This is a genomic window from Candidatus Edwardsbacteria bacterium RifOxyA12_full_54_48 (assembly GCA_001777915.1).
In the GTDB taxonomy this organism is placed as follows: Bacteria; Edwardsbacteria; AC1; order AC1; family EtOH8; genus UBA2226.
The window spans coordinates 101,973-126,723 of the sequence record MFFN01000002.1 but is presented as its reverse complement, the minus strand read 5'-3'; the positions used below and the strand labels follow the sequence as shown (position 1 = coordinate 126,723).

At 57.5% G+C, this 24,751-nt stretch carries 17 protein-coding genes and 1 tRNA gene; all 18 read right to left on the bottom strand.

Annotated features, from left to right (window positions below):
• Positions 1-92: 92 nt before the first annotated feature.
• On the bottom strand, positions 93-2,195 hold the full coding sequence (locus A2273_06465; GenBank protein OGF08578.1) for a hypothetical protein: 2,103 nt from the start codon (positions 2,193-2,195) through the stop codon (positions 93-95).
• A gap of 43 nt (positions 2,196-2,238) precedes the next feature.
• Positions 2,239-2,913, bottom strand: coding sequence for a hypothetical protein (locus A2273_06460; GenBank protein OGF08577.1), 675 nt, complete (start codon positions 2,911-2,913; stop codon positions 2,239-2,241).
• A 118-nt stretch (positions 2,914-3,031) separates the two neighbouring features.
• A complete protein-coding gene (locus A2273_06455) occupies positions 3,032-3,328 on the bottom strand; it encodes a hypothetical protein (protein ID OGF08576.1) in 297 nt (98 codons plus the stop codon).
• A gap of 99 nt (positions 3,329-3,427) precedes the next feature.
• Positions 3,428-4,507: a sugar ABC transporter ATP-binding protein gene (locus A2273_06450; GenBank protein ID OGF08575.1), complete on the bottom strand. Its 1,080-nt coding sequence runs from the start codon at positions 4,505-4,507 to the stop codon at positions 3,428-3,430.
• Between the two features lie 473 nt (positions 4,508-4,980).
• A complete protein-coding gene (locus A2273_06445; protein OGF08574.1) occupies positions 4,981-6,474 on the bottom strand; it encodes a hypothetical protein in 1,494 nt (497 codons plus the stop codon).
• 1 nt (position 6,475) lies between these two features.
• A complete protein-coding gene (locus A2273_06440; GenBank protein ID OGF08573.1) occupies positions 6,476-7,360 on the bottom strand; it encodes a hypothetical protein in 885 nt (294 codons plus the stop codon).
• Positions 7,357-8,697, bottom strand: coding sequence for a hypothetical protein (locus A2273_06435; GenBank protein ID OGF08572.1), 1,341 nt, complete (start codon positions 8,695-8,697; stop codon positions 7,357-7,359). Before A2273_06435 ends, A2273_06440 begins: the two co-directional genes overlap by 4 nt.
• A 2-nt stretch (positions 8,698-8,699) precedes the next feature.
• The gene (locus tag A2273_06430; protein ID OGF08571.1) at positions 8,700-10,250 is read right to left on the bottom strand and encodes a hypothetical protein; all 1,551 of its coding nucleotides are present in this window, start codon (positions 10,248-10,250) and stop codon (positions 8,700-8,702) included.
• A gap of 4 nt (positions 10,251-10,254) precedes the next feature.
• The gene (locus tag A2273_06425) at positions 10,255-11,472 is read right to left on the bottom strand and encodes a hypothetical protein (GenBank protein OGF08570.1); all 1,218 of its coding nucleotides are present in this window, start codon (positions 11,470-11,472) and stop codon (positions 10,255-10,257) included.
• A gap of 38 nt (positions 11,473-11,510) precedes the next feature.
• A complete protein-coding gene (locus tag A2273_06420; GenBank protein ID OGF08569.1) occupies positions 11,511-14,045 on the bottom strand; it encodes a hypothetical protein in 2,535 nt (844 codons plus the stop codon).
• A 5-nt stretch (positions 14,046-14,050) separates the two neighbouring features.
• Positions 14,051-14,881: a hypothetical protein gene (locus A2273_06415; protein ID OGF08568.1), complete on the bottom strand. Its 831-nt coding sequence runs from the start codon at positions 14,879-14,881 to the stop codon at positions 14,051-14,053.
• An 11-nt stretch (positions 14,882-14,892) separates the two neighbouring features.
• Complete coding sequence (locus A2273_06410) at positions 14,893-18,279, bottom strand: hypothetical protein (GenBank protein OGF08567.1); 3,387 nt, start codon at positions 18,277-18,279, stop codon at positions 14,893-14,895.
• A gap of 63 nt (positions 18,280-18,342) precedes the next feature.
• Positions 18,343-18,843 carry a hypothetical protein gene (locus A2273_06405; protein OGF08566.1) on the bottom strand — a complete coding sequence of 167 codons (501 nt, stop codon included), beginning with the start codon at positions 18,841-18,843 and terminating at the stop codon, positions 18,343-18,345.
• Positions 18,836-20,197 (bottom strand): hypothetical protein, encoded by a 1,362-nt coding sequence (locus A2273_06400; protein OGF08565.1) that lies wholly within the window; start codon positions 20,195-20,197, stop codon positions 18,836-18,838. The genes A2273_06405 and A2273_06400 overlap by 8 nt, the downstream gene beginning before the upstream one ends.
• Before the next feature lie 160 nt (positions 20,198-20,357).
• Entirely contained in the window at positions 20,358-21,119 is a 762-nt protein-coding gene (locus A2273_06395; GenBank protein ID OGF08745.1) for a hypothetical protein, read from the bottom strand.
• A gap of 414 nt (positions 21,120-21,533) precedes the next feature.
• A complete protein-coding gene (locus A2273_06390; protein ID OGF08564.1) occupies positions 21,534-22,490 on the bottom strand; it encodes a hypothetical protein in 957 nt (318 codons plus the stop codon).
• A 102-nt stretch (positions 22,491-22,592) separates the two neighbouring features.
• Entirely contained in the window at positions 22,593-24,077 is a 1,485-nt protein-coding gene (locus A2273_06385; GenBank protein ID OGF08563.1) for a hypothetical protein, read from the bottom strand.
• Between the two features lie 471 nt (positions 24,078-24,548).
• A tRNA-Arg gene (locus A2273_06380) sits at positions 24,549-24,625 on the bottom strand.
• Positions 24,626-24,751: the final 126 nt, after the last annotated feature.

Below are 24,751 nucleotides of genomic sequence, written 5' to 3'. Positions count from 1 at the left end.
GGTTAAATAAGCCCCTAGAGGAGTAACGAGGCCATTCATGGCCTTAGGTTTATCATGATTTGCTTTCATCGTCATCTTAGTGCAGCCGGAGCTCAGGCCTGCCAGTAGTGGTCCTCGAAATCCCGGCCCGGCACCTTTATCGTTATGGGCGGCCCGTCGGGATGCTTCTCCAGTTCGTTGCCGCCCTCCTCCAGAATGAGCAGCAGGCCCACGCTTTCTCCGGCTTTGGCCCCGGTCAGTTCAAAGGGTATCTTCATCTCCACGATCCGGTCCGCCGCTATCAGGCAGCCCTCCGGCCCCTGCTGTTCCTTTAGGCGGAAGATCATGGTTCTGCGGACCGGGCTCAGCAGCTCCACTTTCAGCCGGGCATCGCCCAGCGATCCCAAATTCGATCCGGGGGAAGGGTCCAGCCGCAGATAAAAATTCCCGGGGTCGAATCCGAAGTGGACCTGCGAGAAAAAGCTCTGGCTGCGCCGCATGGCCCCGCCGTTGAGATGGACGTCATAGACGCCGCTGCCCGACCACTCGTAGAACTCGGTGACCCGGCCGTCAATGGCCGGAGTGATAAAGCCGATGGGCTGGGACACCGGCTGGCGTTCCGCCCCCTCTTTGGCGATCGGCCGGAACAGTCGCTCCGGCGCCTCCATCTCCAGCAGTTTGTACACCGCCCGGAGATGCCCCCGGAACAGTTCGTCGAACTCGGCCAGATTCTCGCTGGAGAAGTTGCCGCCGTACCACCAGCACCAGTCGCTGCCCTCGGCGGTGTAGATCTGCTCCATCACCTGGCGGTATCTCTCAGGATCTCCCTCCAGGGTTTTCTGACTCTGCTGGACCGCCTGGCGGGCCCGGAGCAGCTGCTCCCAAGCCTCGTTATCCTCCTCGGCCCCGATCCATATCCGGAAATCGCTGTTTATCCAGGAGCCGGGAAACAGTTTCGTCAGGCCGGGCAGATCATGCTGTTCGTCCAGATACTGGCTGAAGGTGCAGCATCTCAGCTTCTGGCTGGATGACAGGCGGCCGTACAGCTGGTTAAGGAATTCATGGCCGTCATCCGGAAAGAATTCCCAGACATTCTCGCCGTCCAGTATTATCGGGGCGATATGTTTTGCGGCCTCGGCCCCCAGTTTTTCTGCCGACTGCTCCAGCCTGGCCACCAGGTCCCGGGCCGCCTGGGCCGGGTCCCAGTTGTAATAATCAAAGCCCAGCTTGTCCGAGATCACCCGGTCCCGGAAGAACAGGCTGCAGCTGCCCAGGCGATAAGGACGATATAAGATCTCAGGATGGGCCAGCTCGTGCCCCCTGCGGAGATGCCGTCCCAGCGACCGTTCCAGAATGCCCTCGTCGCTGGCCAGCCAGCGGACCCCGGTCCGGTCCATCAGCTCCACCGTCTCCCGGCTGACGCTGCCCTCGGAGGGCCACATCCCGGCCGGCCTCCGGCCGAATATCTTCTCCAGGTAATCCAGCCCTTGGGTGATCTGGGCCAGGGCATCCTCCGGGAAAACAAAGGCCGGAGGCAGCGGGGCTCCCGGCATTGATTCCCGGGCGATATTGCTGTCGCACAGCAGCGGCAGGATGGGATGATAATAGGGGGTGGTGGATATCTCCAGCTGTCCCGAATCCCAGGCCTGTTTATACAGCGGGATGATCGAGGCCAGGATGGCCTGCTGGCTGTTCCACAAAAGCCCCTTGTCCTCCTCGGTAAAGTTGCTGCCCTTGGCCTTAAGCCGGGCCAGCTGGGGGTCATTTTGGAAATGGACCGGATCCGTCCAGCCCAGATTGAACCAGACCTGCAGGTCGCGGATGTCCTGGACGCTGAACCGTCTGGCGATATCGGCCAGATCCCCGGGCTTGGGATTACGGCCCCGCTTGCCCAGCAGCTCCCGGTACCGGGGATGGACCTCCACCATGTTGGCCCAGTTGGCCATGAAAAAATCCCGCAGCACAAAGAGCTTTTCTTCGTTGTTCAGGTCGGCGGCCGGTTTTTTGCTGACCTCCAGATGCAGATCGCTGCAACTTCCCGATACGTAATCCTGCAGCTGTTCCAGCAGCACCGGCACCAGATTGAAGCACAGCTTGATATCCGGATGCTGCTGGGCGATGGAGACCATGTCGTAATAATCCTTCAGGGCATGCAGCCTTACCCACGGTAGGCGAAAAACCCTGTTATCCGGCTCCCGGTAACAGGGTTGGTGCATATGCCACAGAAATGCGACGTTCAGGGCAGGCATGGTTCCTTTCTCATTCCGCCGTCGGAAGCATGGCCAGGGCCGACCGGGCCTTCTGGGCGTTCTGGTCATCGGGATATTTGCTGAGGATCCCCTGATAAACCTCGCGGGCCTTGGCATTGTTTCCGGCCGCCCGATAGCACCGGCCGGCTGACAGCATGGCGTTAAGCGAAATATAGTTCTGTTTGGGATAGCGCTGGAATATCTGCATATATTCCTCGGCAGCTTTATTGAAATCGCCCGACTGCTCATAACAGGCGGCCACCCCGCCGATGGCGGCCGACATCAGCAGGTAGCTCTTGGGCTTGGCCTGGACCGCCCGCTGGTAATTTTTCAGGGCCTCCTCCTGGTTGCGCATCTGAAAATTCAGATTGCCCAGGTTGATCATGGCCTCCTTGGCCGATTCGGTGCTGCCGAAACGCTTGATGATGTCCTCATATCCCTGGCGGGACTGCTGGGCGTCGCCGCTGAACAGGGCGGCATGGGCCGATCCCAGCAGCAGGTTGGCCTCCCGCTCGTTCTTGGTCCGGTTCTGGGCCACGAAGAATAATCCGATCACGATGATCAGGGCCCCCACCAGGACGGCCAGGATCTCGGTGCTGTATTTCCGGAACAGGTTTATGGTCTTGGCCATGTCTTCGGCGAACTCATCGTGTTTCAGCCGGTGCTTGCTGATATTATGCGACACTTTTAAAATTCTCCCTTAAGTTCTAGAATGTTTTTATTCCGTCAATGTATGATTATATATGAATTGACCGGGGACTGTCAAGCCGAATGAACGGATAATATGCGGCAGGACTGACCGGTTAGCTCCCGCCCTTGTCCCCTATCGGGTCGTTCTGGCCAAACCGGCCCAGCTTGGGGTAATACTCCCGCGCTCTCAGGTTATACGCATACGCAGGCTTTCCATCATACTCTTGGCCTGTGTACCTATAAGTGTTATAAGGAGTAGGACCCCACGCGCCAAGGCTGTCTCCGAACTCGTCGTAAAGGTAACTCTTGTAAACAGCGTAATTACTGTCGCTTATGCCTATGGTGCTTCCCAGGGCATCGTGGTGGTAGTAGAACTTCCTCCCGGTGCTGTCTAACCTGGCCAAAAGCATTCCGTTGGCATACACATATTTAAGAACACAAAAAGCCCTTACCCGTAATCAGTAAACTACGAACAGGGGCTTTAATGCAATTATGGACCATACCGCAGTCTATCTTACCCTCTGCCCGTCGGACTCCCTGAAAAGATGGGCCTCGGAAGATTTGAAATCCAGGCTGATGTGGCTGTTCTGCTCCAGCTTGACATTGCCGAAGCTCCGGGCGATGACCTTGTATCCGTCTGGCGAGGTGGTGTAGATCAGCGATTCACCCCCCAGCTGCTCCACCAGGTCCACCACGGTCTTGAATCCCTCCCCTTCCTTTACCAGCGATACGTTCTCCGGCCGTACTCCCAGCAAAACCGGGGTGCCGTTCTCCGCCCCGGCGGAGATATGCGGCAGCTCCTTGGATAGCTGCTTGTTCTTGAAGCCTAATTTGCCGGCGGCGGCCGTCAGCTCTCCCGGGATCAGGTTGATCCCCGGGGTGCCGATGAAATTGGCCACGAACAGGTCGGCCGGGTCGTTGTAGATGGCCAGGGGCTCGCCCACCTGGTGCAGCCGTCCGTCCTTGATCACCGCTATCCTATCGCCCAGGGTCATGGCCTCGGTGCGGTCATGGGTGACGTAGATGGCGGTAGTGTTAAGCTGCTGCTGGAGCCGCTTCAATTCGGCCCGGGTCTGGGTCCTGAGCTGGGCGTCCAGGTTGGACAGCGGCTCGTCGAACAAAAAGACCTTGGGCGATTTGACGATGGCCCGGGCCAGGGCCACCCTCTGGCGCTGGCCGCCGGACAGGGCCTTGGGTTTGCGGTCCAGGTATTTTCCCATGTCCAGCATCTCGGCGGTCCGGGCCACCTTCTCCTTGATCAGGGCCTTGTCCATCTTGGCCATCTTCAGCCCGAAGGCGATGTTGTCGAACACCGTCATGTGGGGATAAAGGGCGTAATTCTGAAAGACCATGGCCACGTTGCGGTCCTTAGGGGCGACATCGTTGACCACAGCACTATCGATATAAACCTTACCTTCGGTGATCTCCTCCAATCCGGCGATCATCCTTAGGATGGTGGTCTTGCCGCAGCCCGACGGGCCCACCAGAACCAGGAATTCCCCGTTCTTGATCTTCAGATCCACCCGGCTTACCGCCGTGACCTTTTTGTCATATACCTTGGTCAAATTCTCAAGTAATACTTCAGCCATGCCCTCTATCCTATTATATATTAAACTGTTTAATGCTACTTTCAGTACCGCAAGGCGGGGAGATGTTAAGAGCTCGCCGCACACCTCCCGGGTGGGTAAAGATATACGGGGCCTAAATTTCTTGATGAGATAAATAAAACCCGTGCTCTGCAAATAAATCTTACCGGCCACTGTTGCCATCCCCGTCAGCTGAAGCGGCCTTTTACCTGGGTTCCCCAATGTGCCGCAGTCAGCGGTGCTGGTTAGGCTTAGGCGGACGCCCGGAATTTGCTGTGAGTTACACAAATGAGCTTGGCGTGTTCAGCAAATTCAGTCCGTCGGACATCATTCCGTCAAAGCACCGGTGTAGGCGGCGATTCTCCTCTCCACTTTCTCTATAAAGAGAAAGTGGAGAGGAAACATGGATATAGATACAAAATACCAGGTTTCTTCCCTTGCGATACAGCAATTCACGAAGATTACTTATTAAGAACTCAATATTTATTTGCTTTGAGCTCTAAAATATCCAAATAGAAAATGTCCTTATGGGTGACATCCAGGGTGCAGCGGCATTTGCAGCTTACAAAATCCTGATTTTTCTGGCTGGCCATAAGATATCTCAGCCAATAACGGTCACCCGGCTGGCTGTATTTGGGCAAAAGCAAATTATCAAATTCGCAGACCGGAGGCTGGTTGGCCGGACCGAACGGCGCCCGCAAAAGTATCTCCGGCAGGGCCGCATCGATCTCCGACAGCCGGACAAGTTTATGGTCGGTTTTTTTTGATGGTTTCGCTTTCAGGATCAGGGCTGGATCTTTAGTTCCGTATTTTCGCAGGGCCTCGATCAGCTCCTTCTCCCGGCCCTCCAGGACCGTGAAGCCGGCCGCCGGTTTGTGCCCGCCATGCTGGAGAAAAAACCTTTTCAGTTCATTAAGCAGGGCGACGAAATCGAACGGTTCGAACCCCCGGCATTCCCCGGCGGTCAGGCCGTTCTTGCGGCCCAGGATTATCACCGGCAGCCCGGTCCGGTCCCGGACCCCGCCGGCCACCGGCCCCACCAGGCTCCAGGGCAGTTGATCATCCTCCAGCACTTTAAGGGGATTGGGGTCGGCCAGGGCCTTTTCGGTCTTGGCCGCCACCTGCTCCTCCATCCGGTTCAGCCACAGCTGTTCCTCCGAGTACAGCTCCTGCCAATGCTGGGGATCAAAATCACCCTGCAGCAGCTCCAGGGTCTCATGGCGAAACCCTTGGGAGATGCCCGAGGACAGCAGGCTCACATAGGTCTGGGAAATTATCCTGGGCGACAGGCCCTGTTCGCTGGATATTCCCAGCAGATCGTTCAATCTGCCGATCACTTCGTTGCCGTCGATGAACCCCAATCCGCTCCGGACTATATGCCAGTTCTCAGAGGTCATAGGCACCCGGTCGGTGACGGTGGCCAGTGCCGCCCAGGCTGTCCGTTGGGGATGTTGGTTCAGCCAGTCTTCCCGGGATTCACCGTCCATTGCAGCCGCCAGATACAGGGCCACACCGGCTCCGGCCAGATGGGGGGTGGGACGCCCCTCCTCCGGGATCTTGGGGTTGAGCAGACAGACAGCCTTCGGCAGCCGGGGAGGAAGTTCGTGGTGGTCGGTGATGATAAGTTCCAGCCCTTTTGCTGCGGCATATTCCGCCTCATCTATGCTGGAGATGCCGGAGTCCACGGTTATCAAAAGCGAGGCCCCCCGGGCCAGCAGCTGATCGATCACCTCCCGGTCCAGGCCGTAATGGGTGACGGACTTGGGGGGGATGTAATAGATCACCTCCGTCTTGCCCCGCAGGGCATCCAGCATGATGGCGACGCTGGCAATGCCGTCGATGTCATCATGGCCCCAAATGGCGATGCCCCGTTTCTCCCGGCAGGCCCGGTTAATGATCGCCGCCGCTTTTTGCAGCGAAGCCCAATCAGCCGGGTTTGCCGGCCTAGGCGTGGTATGGTTCTCCGGCATGCTAGAAGCTGATCCCCATGGTCAGGGCCTGGATATGGCCCAGATCACCGTAGGAACGGTAACCGTAGGTCACGCTGAGGTCCCGGCGCCCCAGCTTATCTATCTCGATCCCAAAGCCCAGGGGAGATCGGTCGGCCAGCTCGGGAACTTTTTCATACCCTATTTTCAGGTCCAGGCCTGACAGCGGTGCGACCTCCAGGGAAAGGGAGGGATAGCCGCCCTCCTCTTTTCTGATGTTATACTGCACCGAGCCGCTGACCTTTCCTTCAAAATATGCCGCCCCGGCCCCGGCCAGATATACCGTATTAAGGGGATAGTTGATTTCGTTGTTCTTGGGATAATCCGGCCCCAGGTCCTTGACCATCAGGCTGCCGGTGATCAGGCCCCTTTTATAGCTCAGGGCGATATCCGAGCTCCAGCCCCAGTCGTAGCGGTCCGGCAGGTTCAACCGGGAGGATTTCAAGGCCAGACCCAGCCCCCAGGCATCGTCCAGCACCAGCCCGTAACCCAGCCCCAGGTTGGTGGCCTGCGACTGGACGGTTCCCATCGGCCGGCCGTCCTCCGAATACCCGGCCATGGTCCCCAGTGACCAATAGCCCAGGCCGAGGGAAGCCGTGCCGTATCCTCTGACCGGAAGCACGGCGCTGGCCGAGCCCCCGTATACCTCCTGCCACCATTGGATCCCCGAGGCCGCCAGCGTCCGGTATTTTATGAAGCCCAGGGATGAGGGGTTATGCATCAACCCCTGGGGTTCCCGGGATTGCAGCAGACATCCCTGGCCGAACGCCACCTGTTCCGCGGTGGTGGGCAGGCCCCAGTAAAGTAATTGGGCCTGGACTGTCTGGGCCAGCACCACGGCGCCCAAAATGATAATAAATCTTTTCATCGGGACACCATCGTTTTCCCCAGGGAGGTCCTGGTTTCGGTGGCGGATCTCTGTTCCAGCCGGATGAAGTAAACGCCGTTCATGACCTGGCGGCCCCTGGCATCCTTTCCGTCCCAGCCGATAGGCTGATCGGGCTGGCTTCCGGTTATCTCCTTTATCTTCTGCCCGGACAGGTCGAAGATGACAGCTTTGACCGAGATTGCGCCAGGCAGAGGGGTGAAAACGATCCGGGAAAAATTCCTTATGGGGGTGGGCCAGGTTACCACCGGACTCTTTTCGGCCACCCCGTCGATGTGCACCGGGCTGGTCCAGGCCCGGTCGCCGTCGGTCTGCAGGGCCTTGACAAAATAATACACCGTGCCCAATCCAATACTCTTCTCCAGCTCCCATACCGTCTGGTTGGAGGCCGGGACCAGATTGAAAGTATCGGATGGAATGCCGTTGCTGTAAAGCAGCAGGCTGGCGAAGCTGGTGGATGCCCGGGCTTCGATCCTGATCTTTGCCGTCCCCTCCTGCCGGATGAAATGCTGACCCTGATAGCGGCCGTCCACCGAAAGCAGCAGCTCTATCCGGTCATCGGCCGGGCTGACCTCCATGGCGGTGGTGCGCCGGGCCTGTAGGGCCTCCAGAATGGCCGGTTTGGTGAGGGTGTCGGCCCAGATCCCGGTCAGCGGGATGTTGCCGTAGTAATTCACCCGGTGGCCCCAGTCCCGGTGATGGTTGTCCTGGTTGGACGAGGCCCCCACATGCCAGCCCTTCTCCAGGGCCCTGAAATAGGCATCCTCGTAGAGCGAGCTGCTGTTGATCACCTCGATCAGGTCCATGGCCCGGTCGTAATCCTGATAGTAGTACAGATCGTTGAAATTGCTGTTCCAGGAGGAATCGGGATGGCAGTACATGGCCGGGTAGCCTTGCCCCAAAATCCAGGAATAACAGCCCAGCAGGTCGGTGTTGTTGTAGGGCCACAGGCCGGGGGCCTCCCAGATGTTGATATGGCCGAAACCGGAGCTGCCGATGCTGCCCACCTCCTGTCCGGACAGGGCCACGAACCGGCCCGGCGCGGTCATGGTGTCGGCGATCAGCCTCAGGTTCTGGTAATGCTCGGGGGTGATGGAATAGCTGACCCCGCCGAAGCTCCCGCCGTTGTTGTGCTCGGTCAGGGCCTGAACATCCACCCGGGCCACATCCCGGGCGTAGGCGTAGGCGGTGTCGGGGGTGCTTTCGCCGTCGGAATAGCTGGTGTGGGCATGCAGGTTGCCGTAAAAACATCTGTACTCCGCCTGGCTGACGCCGACCCAGATACACAAAAGGCATAAAAACAGTATCCTGAATATCATCCTCATTTGAGCAACTCTCCGCCTCCTTCCGCTTTTCTTATCCGGCCCTCGATCCTGGCCTCTATGGGCGATCTTTTCTTGACATAGTCGACCATGGCCTGTCTCAGCTGGATATAGGTATCCGAACGATTGCCCCCCTCCTGAAAGATCTTGTAATTGCCGCCGCCGGCCCCCAGGAAATTATTGGTGACCACTTTGTAGACCTTGGCGGTGTCGATGGGCTGGCCGTTTACGGCAACCCCGACCACCCTTTTCCAGACCGGTTTTTTGGTGTCGTAGGTCATCTGCAGACCCCCCACCTGGAAGATGGCATGGTAGCCCAGCACGCTAGTCTCGCAAACCCTTATCACCTGGCTGCCGGTCATATCCATGGTCACCAGGTAATTGCCGAAGGCGTCCACCTTGTAGATGTTGCGGTAGGTTATCTCGCCCTTCATGATGTCGGCCTTGATGCCGGCCGAATTCTGGAAAGCGATGTCGGCTCCGGTAGCGTCCATCATGGCATCGCATACAAAGTTCCCGATGGAGCTCTCCTTATCGCCCCCGCCGCGTTTTATGTCCACCAGAGCCTCTCCCAGTGATTCGTCAAACCCCTTTTCGGCCCGGGCCGCACTTTCGGACACTATCCGGTCCACCATGGTATCCTGGGGGACCGCCTCGGTGAACAGTTCCTTCAGTTCGCTGTTGTATCCCACGATCCGCTTGGTGTCCGGGTCTATCATCAGGTCCAGTTTCCCGATGGTGGTCAGATGCCCGAAGGTCTGGACGATGATGGTGTGATGCCTGGGGTCCTCGTAGGCGGTTCGCAGCCCGGTATGGCTGTGTGATCCGATGATCACGTCGATGCCGGCCACGGTGTCGGCGATGGCCTTGTCGTGCCGGAAGCCGGTGTGCAGCAGACCGATGATCAGGTCGACATCTTGGGCCTTGAGGGAATCCACCATCTGCTTGGCGGTGGCCGACTCCTTGGCAAAATCCAAGCCCCGGACATGCTCCGGGGTAGACATGCCCCTCATGTAGTGGGTCAGCAGGCCGAAGAGGCCGATCCTCAATCCGCCCCGTTCCAGGATGACGTAGGGCCTGAGATAGTCGACGGTCCGGCCGCTGGAAGAATCCACCACATTGGCGCCCAGCACCGGGAATCCGGCTCCGGCGATCAGGTCCAGCAGCACCTCCTGCCCCTTGTCGTAATCGTGGTTGCCCACCGTCATAGCATCATAGCCCATCAGGTTCATGAAATCTATCACCGCCTGGCCCTTGGTGAACTCTCCCAGCGGCGTCCCCTGGAAGATATCCCCGCCCTCCACCAGCAGAAAACCCCAGCCGTTCTGCTCGGCCCGCTGCCGCTCCTCCTTGATGATGGTGGCCACCGCCGCGGCATTGCCGATGGGGGGCGGAAAGTTCGGGTTGATCCACCAGGCCTCCTCCTGGGGCAGGTGGCCGTGGATGTCGTTGGTGTGCAGAATTATCAGGTGCTGCCATTCCTTGGCCTGGGCGGTCCCAGCTATCAGAAAGGTCAGGGACGCAAATATAAGTTTGAGGTTCTTGAACATAATCTTACTTCAGCGAAAAGGTTAACATCAGGTCGGCCATGGTCTCGGAAACCGTGGTTCCGCTGGAGGTGCCGAAGGCCTGGCCGTAATTATAGGTCCGGCGCCCCACTCCGGCCGAGATCCCGGTCCTGACCTGGGAGACGGATATCTCGGTGCCGAACCCGGCCCGGGCCAGCCCGATGGACGATGAACGATATGAGTTGGCAAAGGACACTCCAAAATAAAGGGGCAGATTGTTTTTCATGCGGTGGGATATTCCAAAGCTATACTTGTTCACCGGGACCAGCGGTTCGTAGGAGAACAGGTTATCCTCCAGATTCTGCCAGGGAGTATGCTCATATTCCAGGCTGACGGTGGCCGGAAATTCGTTGGACGGCCGGTAGGTTGCACCCATGGCGTAACTGCTGGGCAGCCCCACCCTCTGGGTCTGGCTGATGGAAGTGTCGTTATCGCTGTAGGACAATAGGCCCTCCACCCGGGCGCTGCTTTTCCAGCTTATCCCCAGGTTGATCCGCGGGGTCAACTGTCCAAAAGCCCCGGCCGAAAAACGGTAGCCTTGGTAATTATGCTGATAACCAATGGCGATGTCGGTGTATGTCGGGTCTTCAAAATTTTCGGTGATGGTGAGTTTGGGATCACCCGACAGCCTGGTCAACCCCAGCCCGGCGGAAAAAAAGGAAAGCAGTTTCACCGCCAGGGCCCCGCTGTATCCGTAAACTGCTCCCTCCTGGACCTGCTCATACAGGCTGGTCAGGTAATAAAAGGCATCACGCTCCTCCGCCTTTAACCGGTAGTTGAAATCGTATTCCCGGCTGATGCCGAAACCCAAAGCCGTCTTGGGAAATTGTCTGAATTTGGCGGCATACGATACCTCTGCACCCTGGAGGTTGTAATCGGTCTGATCATTGATGGCCGTGGTCCTAAGGCCGACCGAATTGGCGTAGGAGTCGAACACCTCGATGGAACGGTATTCCCGCCGCCAGTTGATGCCGGCGGTAAGCTGGGCCTCCAGACCGTCGGTCTCGGCCATCAGCGCCGGATTGGCCAGCAGCCCCTGTCCGGGAAGGGCTACCCCCTTTAGGTTCAGAGCTGTTCCCAGGGCGTTATAACTTGACGCCGGCGACCCATAGGGGGTGTATTCCAACAGCCCGGCCCGGGCGCTGCCCAATGCGGTGAAAAAACTTAACGCCAGCAGCAGCTTTATTCTTCCTCTTGTTTTCATCTATATCTCCTTTGGATGATTTCTTTTATATTTTCCGGTTACCATCTGAAATCCAGCTGCAGGTCCACCTTCCACAGGTCGCGCCGGTCGGTGAAATCCTGCACCGCCTCGGCCGGCGATTCGGTGTAATAATAGGCATAATCCGGGCCGTAGATGTTGTTGAAGTTATACCGGCTATCCTTGCCCCGCAGTCTGAGCCGGGCCTGGAGATTGTCGGAGAGCCGGTCGGACACCGATATGAAATATTTCGTACCGTCGCCGTCCAGGAAGTCTATTCCGGCGTCCTCGAATATCCACTGGGACATGGCATCGGTCCTCCAGCTGGCGATCCCGGCCTTGAGGTCCCAGTTGGGGGAGAAATTATGCTGCCAGTTCGACGCCACATAGACCCCGCTCATCAGGGTGTTGCTGCCGTACAATGTCGAGGGGGTCAGCCGGACCTCGCCGTAGCGCAGCTCCACGTTGAAATAATCGCGGTCGGTCAGGGTGCAGAAGGTTCGCAGGGTGGTCTCCCGGGTGTTGGATCTGGTGGCCTCGGCGCTCTTGGGCAGGTATTTGGTCTGGTATTTCTGTTTCAGCCTGAAGCGCAGGGGAAAAACCGGACGGTATTCCAGCTCGCCCTGGAAACGGACATTATCCAGCCCGTAGGCCAGGTTTCTCCAGAAGTCTATATAGGCCCGGGTTATGGTGAACTGGCGGCTGATCTGCCACCGGGTCTCGATATAGGTGCCGTCCTCGGCCTTGGGCGCCGGATAGTTGACCAGTTGTTTGTAGACCGGGTCGATCAGGCGGTATTCCTTCTCCAGGATGGTGTCGTCGAACTTGGTCTGCTCGGAAAAACCGCGGGAATAGGGATTATCGTAGTCCACGTCGTAATGGCGGCGCAGCAGCAGCAGGTACAGGGTCTCGTATTGCAGATGGGTCTTCCACAGATAGGCCCAACCGCCACCGTTAAGATGGGCCAGCTCCCCCTCCACCGAAAGATTGTCCACCACCGTCCGGAAATTGCCGGATTTTACGCCCCGAACGTTTCCCGACCACAGCTGGGTGAAATTGGGATCCGACAGGTCGTTCACGTCCCCCGGCAGGTCCAGCTCATAGGGGTCGGGCCGGAAGGGCTTGTCGTACTTGCATTCAAAGGCGGTAAAGCCCAGGCTGGTGCCCACCGGCAGGGACATGGCGCCGGAGAGGTCCCAGTTCAGGTTCATCCCGTAGGTCTTTTCGTTGAACACGTCCCGGTACCAGGGGTAGCGGGGGGACGGGGAGAAATAGGTGTTGACCGTGCCGTCCCGGTTCAGTATCCCGTCCTTCTGGTCGGAGGAAAAGAAAACGGAGGGCGTGATGTTCCAGAGGCTGGACTGAAGCGCGGCGCCCCGCAGGGCGAATTCCTCGTTGGAAGTGATGTCTCCGAAAACCCCGGCTCCGCGGGAGAAACGCCGCACCATGGATTCGTCGGCCGACCAGCGGTTATCCATGGCCAGCCCCTGCCCGAAGGTCAGACGGTAGTTGCCCAGGAAAAGCTTGTCTATTGGCGCCATGTCATACAGGGCAACATAGGCCTTGGTGAAGCCCTCGGTCTCGTAGGGTTCTTTTTGATGATAATACCCCAGCTTGAAATCCCCGCCCAGGTCCATCCTCAAGCGGTGCTGTACCGCCAGATCGTTCCGGGCATATCTCAGCTGGTCGTACTCGGATTGCAGCCGGCTTTTCAGCTGGGCTATCTCCGGCTCGGTCCAGCCGTGCTGGCTTAAGATCTTGTCGGTGGTCACGGTATCATAAATGGCGGAGCCGGGGACGAAGGCCAGCAGGGCGGAATTCAGCGAGGCCGCCTGGTAGCGGAAGTCATCCTCGTCGCCCGGATCGAGCCGGTCGTCCGAGGTCAGCCGGACCCGGTAATTGCCGTCAAAATAAAAATTTTCCTCTGGGGGCGAGACGGTCACATAGTTCCTCATATTGGTGAAGCCGTAATGGGACAGACCGTCTATGTTGCGCTGCAGGGTCCGCCAGTCCTTGATCCGGCCGGAGTATTTGATATGCCTGGCCACGGCGGCCGCGTCGATGGGCGACACATTCTGCAGGGTCAGCAGCTGGTCGATGGAGGCCCGGTTGATGTCCATGGGATGGAGCAGCAGCTCCTCCCACTCGTTGACGGCCCCGTAGCCCGGCGATTCCTCGGAGGCCAGCCTATCTTGTAATTCGGCGATATATCTGGTGACCTTGGAGGTATCAGAGGAGGGAAATACGGCCACCTGCTGGCGTAGTTTTTTAAGCTCGGCCGGGGTCATCCCGGGAACCTCCATCAACTGGTAGAAACTGGTGAAGGCCCCGCGCTCAAAGCGGTAGGTGTGGATGTCCTCGGCCAGCTTTGGCGGAATGCCCTGCAGGCCCAATATCTCTTCCCGGGTGGCCCGGTTCAGGTCCAGCTGTGCCCCGGAGGCCGCCGCCAGGGTGTCATCCGGCAAAATATTGACCTGCGTTTCCTGATAAAAATCCACCTGCTGGGCAGGGGCGGAGCATATCAGAACCGGCACCGCCAGCAAAATGAAAATTATCATTTTATAATTTAATTTCATAGATATCACCACTTATAGCCCAGGGCGAACTGATGGGTCCCGGACAGGGCCTGGTGGCCGCCCTCGAAGGCATAACCCACCAGTATCCCCCTGGCCTTCACCCCCAGTCCCATGGAATAAAGGGTCAGCTGGCCTTCATTGAGAATGCCGGCCCGCAGGGCCAGTTTGTCCTGCCACAGTTCATATTCGGATCCCACCTTGTACCTGGTAATCTTGCCGGCATCCTTCCCGGCCTCGACCGAGGCCAGCACCCCGCTTAACGGGGCATAGGAAAGCCCGATGCTCACTCCGCTGGGAAGGTCGTATTGGTATGATTTCCCCAGGCTGGGATGGTTAAGGTTATGCCCGAAGCAGCCGATCCTCCAGCTGCGGTAAACTTTGGCCAGCAGGCCGATGTCGATCCCCACGGTCATGGCCGAGCCGAAGCGGTCCTGCCACAGCCGGTAGAAATTGAAATTATACCCGAAGGCCAGCTGGCTGTTGAGGTCGAAGCCGTGGGACAGGGTCACCGTCTGGTCGGTCTCCAGGTCGCATCCCACCTGCTGGGCCGAAATGGCCGCCCCGCCCCATTGGCCGAAGCTGCGGCCGATGCTGGCCGTCTGGTTGGTAAGGCCGGCCACCCCCCACAGCCGCTTGGCATAGACCGAGGCCTGCCATGAGTCCAGGCTGGACAGCCCGGCCGGGTTCCACCTCACGGCGTCTATGTCATCGGCCACTGCGGTATAGGCCCCTGCCATGCCGACTGGCCGAATGCCCACCTGCCAGTCCTCGAAAGCCGCCCGGGCGGTTCCCAGGGCCAGGGCCAGGATAAATGTCAGCGAAAGAATCTTTTTCATATCTGCATCCTTCATTTCAATGGCGTGCCCAGCACGACTATCTTGGTTTTGTCGGAGATGGCCCCTTGGGCGGTGACGCTTCTCAGGTGGGCGATATACATACCGATGTCGGCCCGGCGGTTGGAATTATCGGTCCCGTTCCAGTAATAGTATTGATGCCCGCCGGGGACATTGTTCAGGCAGGTCTTCACCAGCCGTCCCTTCAGATCGTATATCCGCAGAGTCAGGTGATCGGTATCCGGGGCGTTGATTTCGATGACCCCCACCTCCCCCCATTCCGGCGAGAACGGGTTGGGCTTGACCGAAACGATCTGGGAGGAAGCCGAAGCCGCGGTGGAATCAACCAGGATCTCGATGTCGGGCGGATACAGCACCCCGTTGTAATAATAATCCTGGGCGAACCTGGGAACCAGCTGGTAGCCGCTGTTGTAAGGGGACTCCTTGTCGTATTGCGAGACTATCCCGGTAACCCTGACCTTGGCGCCGTAGGTCATCGGGCTCATGTCAAATCCGCTGATCTCGGCGATCCGGACCGCCAGGGGGGCGTTGCCGTTGCGGACCACCATATTATATCCGCCTCCGGCATAGGCCGGGATGCCGCTGATGGTGCCCTCCACCGAGGCCAAGTGGCCCTCGATGCTCTCGCCCAGCAGCTGGTTGTAGACCATGGCCCGGGGGGTGGCCGGCTGGTCGGCCCAGTCCCACATTGCGATCTGGGCTGCGGTGCTGGCCACCTCGGTGACCCCGTTGTATTCCGTCACCCGGCCGGTGACCACCGCCCGGCGGCCCAGCACGAACTGGCCCTTGGTGCCGCCGTAAACATTCACTCCGCCGGTGCCGTCGTCCAGATACCAGCTGGCGGTGCTGGCGGTGGAGCTGGTGAAATACATGTCCGGGCCGCTGACTATCCCCTCCACCGTCACCGTCTGCCCTTCCAATAGCGGGGTGAAACCGTCAGCGCCCGGTTTTTGCACCTGGGAGATCCTGGTGGGGTTGAGAAGGGTGACAAAACTGAAGCGGATATCGTCCAGGCTGTCATTGGAGGCAATACCGTTCTGATCGCCGTCCAGATAATAGCCCAGAGTGTCGCGCAGGGAATGCGCTATCCAGACCGATACCGTCTCACCCGCCGAGAAGGCGGCCGTGGGGATTAGCCTGATGGAATAATCGGCGCTGTTGTAACTTAAGGAGAGATCATGGGCCGCCGAACTGCTTCCGTTAACCGAAAAGTTTGCGGCAACTACCGTGGCCGGATCCAGCGGCTTGTCGAAATTCAACCGGATGCCCACCTGGGTGGGAACATTGATGTTGCCCTGGGCCGGCAGCGAGGAAAGCATCTTAACCGGCTTGAATTGTACGATATCCCGGGGGAAGCGATGCTCGATCTTCCAGCCGAAAGAGGCATGCAGGATGCCCTGTACCCGGATCAGGCTGTCGCCGATGGCCGGGGTATAGCCCATGTGAGAAAGAGAATCAAGGAAATCGTCCATGATGCAGGGGCCGCTGCCGTCGGTGACATTCCATTCAAAATAGCTGTTGGGCAGGCTGGTGACACTCACCCGGTTGGTGGCCACCAGCACCCCCTCGTAGGCCTCGGCATTGGGATTGTTGCTGGAGAAACTGTCGGTGGGCAGGACCACCGGCTCCGGCACCAGGGTGCCTTTCTTGAGCAGCTGGAAGCCGCTGACCGGCGAGATCTCTGTCAGTCCGAAATATTCGATGACCGTGCCGCTGACCAGCACCGAATCACCCTCCTCGGGGAAACGGTCCCGGTCGTAGCAGTAGACCCCGTTCCAGGGGCCGGTGCCGTCCTGGATGAAATACATCCCCTTGCTGTTGCCCACCCGCACCACACCGGTGACCACCCCGCTGACGGTGATGTTCTGCCCGCTGTAGGGCGAATTGCCCGAGGGATCGCTGGTGTACTGGATGTCGAATATGGTCAGGTTGGCATTTCTCCTGGTCTGAAAGGAGAAGGTGTCGCCGACGGCCGGGTTGCCGGCGGAGTCGGCCAGTGTGCTCCTGACCTCCACCGTCACCGTGTCGCCGTAGGCAAAGCTGTCGGACGGCTGAACGGTGACCCGGGTGTTTCCGTTGGAAAGCACCGGGGCCATTATTCCATAGCTGGCTATGCGGCGTCCGGTCAGCCTGAAGGCAGCGGTGTCGACGGTGGACGGCAGCAGGGCCTCGCTGAAATTGATCTCCACCGAAGAATTGACCTGGACATTGATCTGCCCCTCGGCCGGGGCAGTGCTGATTATCCGAGGGGCGGCGGTATCCGGCAAAACCGTATGGAAGGTCCAAACATAGGGGGATAGAAGATGGTTCCCGCCGGTGTCGGCGATGGCCGTGGTCAGGGTCACCGTGACGGTGTCACTTTTGCGCAGGCTGTCTTGGACATAAAAGGTATAGGCGGCGCTATTGGCCGCCGGGCGGATGGAATCCGGGTAATAGCGCGCCTGTTTCAGGCCCGCCACCGCGAAGCTGGCGGTATCCAGGGTGGCTGCGTCCATCAGCCGGTCGAAGGTCACCGAGATCACCGCTTGGGTATTGACGTTGGAGGCATTGTTCACGGGACTGACGGAAAGCACCTCCGGGTTTACCGGCAAGACGCCCCTGATGTCATCCCAGGTGTTGGCGGCGCGTATTCCGTCGATCGAAGCGTTGGGCGTGCCGGCATTGCCCTGCCGGATGGCGATCCGTCCGATGCTGTCCGGCTCGCTGGTCGAAGCCGAGATCTGGGTGATGTCCGGCGCCGGCTCCGCTCCGGCCAGGGAGGGATTGATGAACAGGGCGGCGTCATCGTTGGCGCTGCCGGTTATCATCTGGTAGCGCACCAAAACCAGATAGGTTGTTCCGGGTGCCAGATCGGCCGAGGCCCAGACGGCCGCCGCATTGGTGGTCGACGACCGCAGGCCCAGATTGTAGCTGTTGGCCGCCGCGCCCTTTCGGATGGACACCCGGCCGATATATGAGATGCTGCTTACCGGCACCAGTGACGCGAAGTAATCCCCGGTGGTGCTGCTGCTGGCCGCCAGGCCGGCGGTATCGGTCAGGTTGAGCAGGAACGAAAAATACACGGTCGTGCCGACCGGCTGGTTCTGGCTGAAGGCGCGGCCGTCGTCCTCGGCGGTTGCCGTGGTGTTGATGATGTCGATCTTATTGCCTATGCCCGACGAGGTATAGCCGGCGTAGGTCAAACTGCCGCTGGAGACCAGTATCGGATTGGACCCCAGGCCGGAAAAGTTTATCCAACTGCCACCGCTGGCTGTCAGCAGCTGGCCGGTTGAATAATTGAAGTTCTCCTCCATCAGCAAAGTGGCTCCCGATCCGGCGGCCATCAAAAACAGCAGCGGCAGGGTCAGCAGCGCTCTTTGCCAGGTCTTAGTTAAGGCCATGTTGTTTCCCTTCCTGATTTATAATAATATTTTTTTAATTTTCTGGCCTGTGAAATTTCCGTATCATAACCAGCGGAACCAATCAACGGTGAATATTATTGGCCCGAATAGCCAAGCGATCGCGGCCGAAACCGCTAAAAAAAAGGCCGATAACAAATAACCCAGTACCTTGTATTCTGTCCGCTGCTGGACCCTTATTATTTCAAAACCCCGAAAACCTATATATATTGTAGCCCATGAACCCAAAAGCAAGAGCAACGCTGGTACCGATGCGTTATAATCATAAATATAATTGATGCCGGTTGGGGTCAGCCTGCTGGAAAAAAAACATAACCAGGAAGCCATGAAAACGATTAAATACAATGCGATATAATTGCCGTAAGAAATTTTATTAACATTTCTGCTGAATGAAATTGTACAGGCAAAGACCAGAATAATTGAGATTGCGTTAATGGCTATCTTGATGATGTGCCGGTAATGATGCGGATGCATGGCTTTCCCCGCCAAAAATAATACCAGGCACAAAAATAGCGCGCAAGCATATAATGGTATGCTTTTATTCATGTTTGGGCTTGCGAAATTTAGCGATCAAGCCCAGCGCCGACAAAGCCACAATGACTATCAGCAGGATCAGTGCCATCCAGGGACTGCCGGCTTCCCCCCCCTGTTGCAGGTTTATTTTTTTGGCCGCCTTGTGCAGGGCCTGGGCCGGAGTTTTGAATCCCTTCAGAGCCGGCTGCAGGCCATCCTCATCCATTATGGAGCGGCCGATGTTCCAGACCACCTCGTTGGGCTCGGGATGGGCATATTCCAATTGCCGGTAGGCGTTCTCCAGCCCGGGGTATCGGGCAAATTTCTCTTTCAAACTTTTCTCATTCAGGGCGGATCTTCTGACCGGCAGATAGCTGGTCTCGGCCGACCAGCGGGCGGTATTTTTTGGCTCCATCATCCATTGGACCAACTCCCAACCGCGGGCCATCAAATCTTCCCTGGGCTTGCGAAACATGATTATATTGGTGCCGGATAGCACCACCGCCGGCCTCTTTTTCATCGGCAAAGGGGCTATCCCCATATTAAAGGGTATCTTCTGCAATGCCATATAAGCCAAAGAGGCCGAGGAACTTTGGATCATAGCCACCCGGCCGGACAAAAAGTCGTTCTGATGTTCGTATCCGGTGGTCAGGAAGGCCACCTTATGTTTATATACCAGATCCACCAGGTATTGCAGGGCTTCGATCCCCTCCGGACTGTCGAACACCACTTTTTTCCCATCGGGCGAGAATATCTCCCCCCCGTTCTGCAGCACCAGACACTGGAACATCCAGGCCGCACCGGTGGTGAAAGCGGTGCCCCACTGTTCCGGGGTGCCGTCCTGGTTGCTGTCCAGGGTGAGTTTTTTGGCGGCTTCTATGAATTGGTCCCAGGTGGCCGGGAATTTTTCCGGATCCAGCCCGGCTTTTGCAAACAGATCCTTATTATAATAATACACCGGGACGCTTTTGTTGAATGGCATACTGGTAAGTTTTCCGTTCCGGGAGCATTCGGCCAGCATCACCGGGAAAAAGTCGGACAGATAACTGGTATCTCCCATTTCGGCAATGTAATCACCGAAAGGCTTTACCGCATCCTTTTCCAGCAGCTGGCTGGTCCAGGCCTCGTACGACTGGGCCAGCAACGGTTCGTTGCCGGCCGCCACCGAGGCCATCAGCTTCTGGGACAGGGCGGTATAACTTCCCATGCTGATGGGGTCTATCTTCCGGCCGGGATTTTCTTTGGAGAAATCGGCCACCATCGAGTCCAAAGTCTTGCCCAGCGGCCCGCCCATCACATGCCACATCACCACCTGGTCGGATGATCGCGGCTGACATCCTGCCAACGCCAGCATCAGCAGTAGTATCGGGAATATATATTTGTTCATATTATCGGCAGTGATTGATTAATGACTGGTACCTCAACCCCACCCTTCTCTTGGCAAGAGAAGGGAATGATCGGGTATCTTTGTCGCATAATTTATGCAGACCAGCGGTGAATTCAGGAAACTCGTATAATATATTTTCGTGTATTTCGCGGGCAACGGCTTACTCTTTCAGCCCGCTGGAGACGAAACTCTGGTTGATCTGTTTCTGAGCGAAGATATAGAAGATCACCAGCGGCAGGATGATCATGGTGGAGGCGGCCATCAGCAGGGGCCACATCGATCCCTGTTCCTGCGAGAAATAGGCCAGCCCCACCTGCAGGGGCCGCATGCTTTCGCTGTTGGTCACGATCAGCGGCCACAAGAAGCTGTTCCAACTGCCGATGATGGAGAACAGGCTGATGGTCACCAGCACCGGCTTGGAGATCGGCAGCAGGATGTGCCAGATGAATTTAAGATCATTGGCCCCGTCCATCTTGGAAGCTTCATAGAGGCTCCAGGGCACGCTCTTGAAATGCTGCCGCACCAGAAAGATGGAGAAGATGTTCACCGTCCAGGGGACGATCAGGGCGTAAAAAGTGTCCAGCCACCTCAGCTTGGCCAGGATCACATAGGCCGGCACCAGATACACCGGCTGGGGGATCATCATCATCCCCAGCAGGGCCAGAAAGGTCAGATCCCTCCCCTTGAAATTTTTGAATGAGAAGGAGAAGGCCGCCAGGGTGGAGGTGGCCAGCACCCCGGCCAGGGTCAGCACCGTCATGATGATGGTGTTCAGGAAATACCGCAATAACGGTATCTGGCGCCACACCTCCAGGTAATTCACCAGCTGGGGCCGGGCCGGGAATATCCGCGGCGGTATCAGCAGGGATTCCGGCTGGGTCTTGAGCGAGGTCAGGATCATCCAGACGAAGGGAAAGATCATCACCAGCGAAATGACGGTCAGCAGGATATAGATGATTATTTTGACTTTGGTCCTATTCACTTTTTATATGCTAATAAATTTATTTTTACGCCGACACGTCGCGAGAAAGCAACGATGTCCAGCAAGTGAGGAAAACCCATTTCTCCTTACTTTCTCTTGTGACCAAAAGAAAGTAACAAAGAGAAGTCCTGGGGCGCTCCAGCTGATGTCTATTGATCTGAATGCGAAATATCAGGATCCTTTATTAGTGGCCTGTCCTTTTATCCACTGTCCGATGCCGCCGATCGCCCCCAGATCCCGGCCGATCATTTTGGCCCGGCAGATTGATCGGCTTTAGTTTTTTCAATAAATCACTGAAGTAGGAGAAAACATACCGTCTCCGGCATGCCATATGCGCATACCGGCTGGCAGGCTTTATTGATAATGCACTTTCGATTCCAGCACTTTCCGCTGGATGATGGTCAGGGCCAGGATGATCAGGAAAAGCACGAAAGCCACCGCGTTGGCGTAGCCCATCTGCCAGTCGGAGAAGCCCTTTTCATAGAGGTAATAGACCAGGGTGCGGGTGGTGCCCAGCGGGTTCCCCCCCACCGGCCCCTGCATGGCGTAGATCTGGATGAAGACCTGGAAAGAGGTGATGGTGCTCATCAGCAGCACATAGAAAGTGGTGGGAGAGAGCATGGGCCAGGTTACATGGCGGAACGAGGCCCACTTCCCCGCCCCGTCCAGCGAGGCCGCCTCGTAGTAATGTTCGGGAATGGACTGCAACCCGGCCAGAAAGATGATAATGTTGTATCCCAGGGAATGCCAGATGCTCATTATTATGATGGCGACCAGGGCCAGACTGGGGCCGGCCAGGATCCCCGGCAGGTTGACCCCCAAAGGGCCCAGCAGGATGTTCATTATTCCGGCCGGCTCCTCCAGCCATAGGGAAGGTTTGATCCCTATGAAGGATAACACCTGGTTGGCCAGGCCCAATCTGGGATTGAATATCCATTTCCAGACCAGGGAGATGGCCACGGTGGAGGTTATCACCGGCAGGAACAGGGCCGTCCGGTACAGGGCGGTGGCTTTTATTTTCTGGTTTATCAGGACGGCAATGAAAAGGGCTATGAACAGGCTGGCCGGAACCACCCCCAGCACGTAGAACAGGGTGTTCAAAAGGCTCTGGCCGAACCGGCTGTCGCTGAACAGATAGATATAATTCCCCAGCCCCAGAAATTTCCTGGCCCCGGCCAAACCCCAGTCGAACAGGCTCATCCACAGGGCGTACAGCATGGGCGCCATCCGGAATGTCGCGACGATCACCAGGGCCGGCAGCAGGAACAGCCAGGGGGAGAGACGGGATATTTTTTTAAGCGCTTTGGTCATAATATAATTTATAGATGATAACCTATAAAAGCACCCCTGTCAATATACATAAAAAAGAGGAGAGCCTAATGGTTTCTCTCCTCTTTTCTATCGCAATACGGCTTATTTTAGAATCAGCATTCTGCGGGTGGAACTGCGGCTGCCGTCGCTCAAATTATAGAAATAGACCCCGTTGGAAAGCTGCTGGCCATTTTGCCCCTTCAGGTTCCAGGCCAGGCTGTGCTGTCCGGCCGACATCTGGCCGCTGAAGACGGTGGCCACCTTCTGCCCCAGCACGTTGAACACCGACAGGTCGACCCTGCCCTGATTGGCCAGGCTGAAGGAGAACCGGGCCTCGCGGCCGGCCGGGTTGGGCGAGCAGGGCATCAGGCTGAAGACCGGCTTGGCAATCGGCGGCTGGCCGGCAACCCCGGTCGGACCGTGGTTGATGACATCAGCCGAATCCCTGGGCAGCAGCTTGAAATGGCTGAAACTGTATGTCATCACCCCGGTGACGGTGACGCTGTCCACCCCGAAATTGGGCTTGGCATAGTAGATGCCGTTGGAATTGCTGGAGTTGTCGATCCGCAGGGTGTCGGGGCCGATGCAGACGGCCCACTCGCCGTAGGTGGGGCTCATCCAGGTGGTGTCGCAGGCCAGAGCCTTGGGAACGCGCACCAGCGTCCCTTCATAGGATTCCGCCGTGGGCGAGCCAGTCTTGACGTCGGCCAGCGATAGGTTGGTAATTGCCGGGACGGTTCCGGTGCCGCGCACCGTCACCTGGGAAGCGGAAAGTTCCGTCAGCCCGTTGTATTCGGTGACCGTGCCGGTGATGATGACCGAATCTCCGACCACCACGTTGGCGTTGGAATAGACCACTATGCCGTGCCAGGGGCCTGAGGCTTCGGCCAGCATGAACCCGTCGAAATCAACATAGTTCTTGGAAGTGACGATGCCCACTACGCTCACTGCCGAATCGGTCAGGGCGCCGCCGTTCTGAATGTCATAGATGGTATGCGGGGTATAGACCACCGCCCCGCCGTTGGTGGCCCCCGGGGTGGGCACCACCATGTCGGCCCAATCGACCGCCAGGTCGGTATCAACCCCGTTGGGACTCCGTCCGATCGAGTGGCCGGCTGCCGCATCTATGCACCCGGGATTCCAGCCGCCGAACCTGATCCAACTGGCCCAGGTAAGGGTGGGTGTTCCCCAGTTCATCTGGTCGATCACACTGTCGGCGGCATTCAATATGATCAGCATGTCGGCGCCGTTGGCCAGCCCCGCGCCGAAGCTGCTATCCGGCCACTGTATGGCAGGGACCGCCGGGAAGTTCAGGTGGAAGCTGTCAACCACGGCCGCCAGCACCAGATACTCCCCGGCCGCCAGCACTGTGCTGGGAAATGCCTCCCCGATGCTATCCGTGTTATCACACATGATCCAGCCAGTAAGATCTACGTCATCACCGGTTGGGTTGTAAAGCTCTATCCATTCGGTCTTGGTGTCGGTGCCGCCACCGATCGGATCATACTGCACCTCGTTGATCACCACCTGGGCATTGACCGAGACCGCCGCCAGCACTAAGATCAAAGCCAACAATGTTCTTTTCATTTCCGAAACTCCTTGTTCATTATTATAGATTTGTTTTTTCGAAGTTTATTATGCCACTTTTTATGCGGTTTGTCAAGTTAAGAATGGGTGAAATTTAATTTCATAATCTCAACAGGTGACACCAAATATTGTGGTAAGCAAGGCAAATGGATACCGTATGCGGTATTTTGCTGCAATCAGCAGGTTTGCCTGTCTCCCGTGTGTTTCCCGCCAGAGACGGACAAGCGTGGGCACAAACCCTGAAACCTATTTCGAGCCGTTTCGTGTGTTTCGTGGGAAAGTAGATCTAAATGGCAAATAAAATGGTACCCCTGGGCCGATTCCCCGCCGGCAGCAACTCTTTACAGTCGTGCGACGGCTGGTCCGCCGCCGCTGGGCACATTTCACGACAGCAGGAGGAGAACGCCGACACCCCCGATTTATCGGGGTGCTCTATCCATATCAATCGAACAGAGCAACCGGCAAATAAAATGGTACCCCTGGGCCGATTCGAACGGCCGACACACGGTTTAGGAAACCGTTGCTCTATCCATCTGAGCTACAGGGGCACACTTTGTGGTTCATGGGGTTATGTGAATTATCTTTTTATGCATTTTGGACTTGGTGTCCATATAGTGTCCACTCTCCTCCCCGATGCTGCTTTCCAACTGAGCTACAGGGCACATAATATCCAT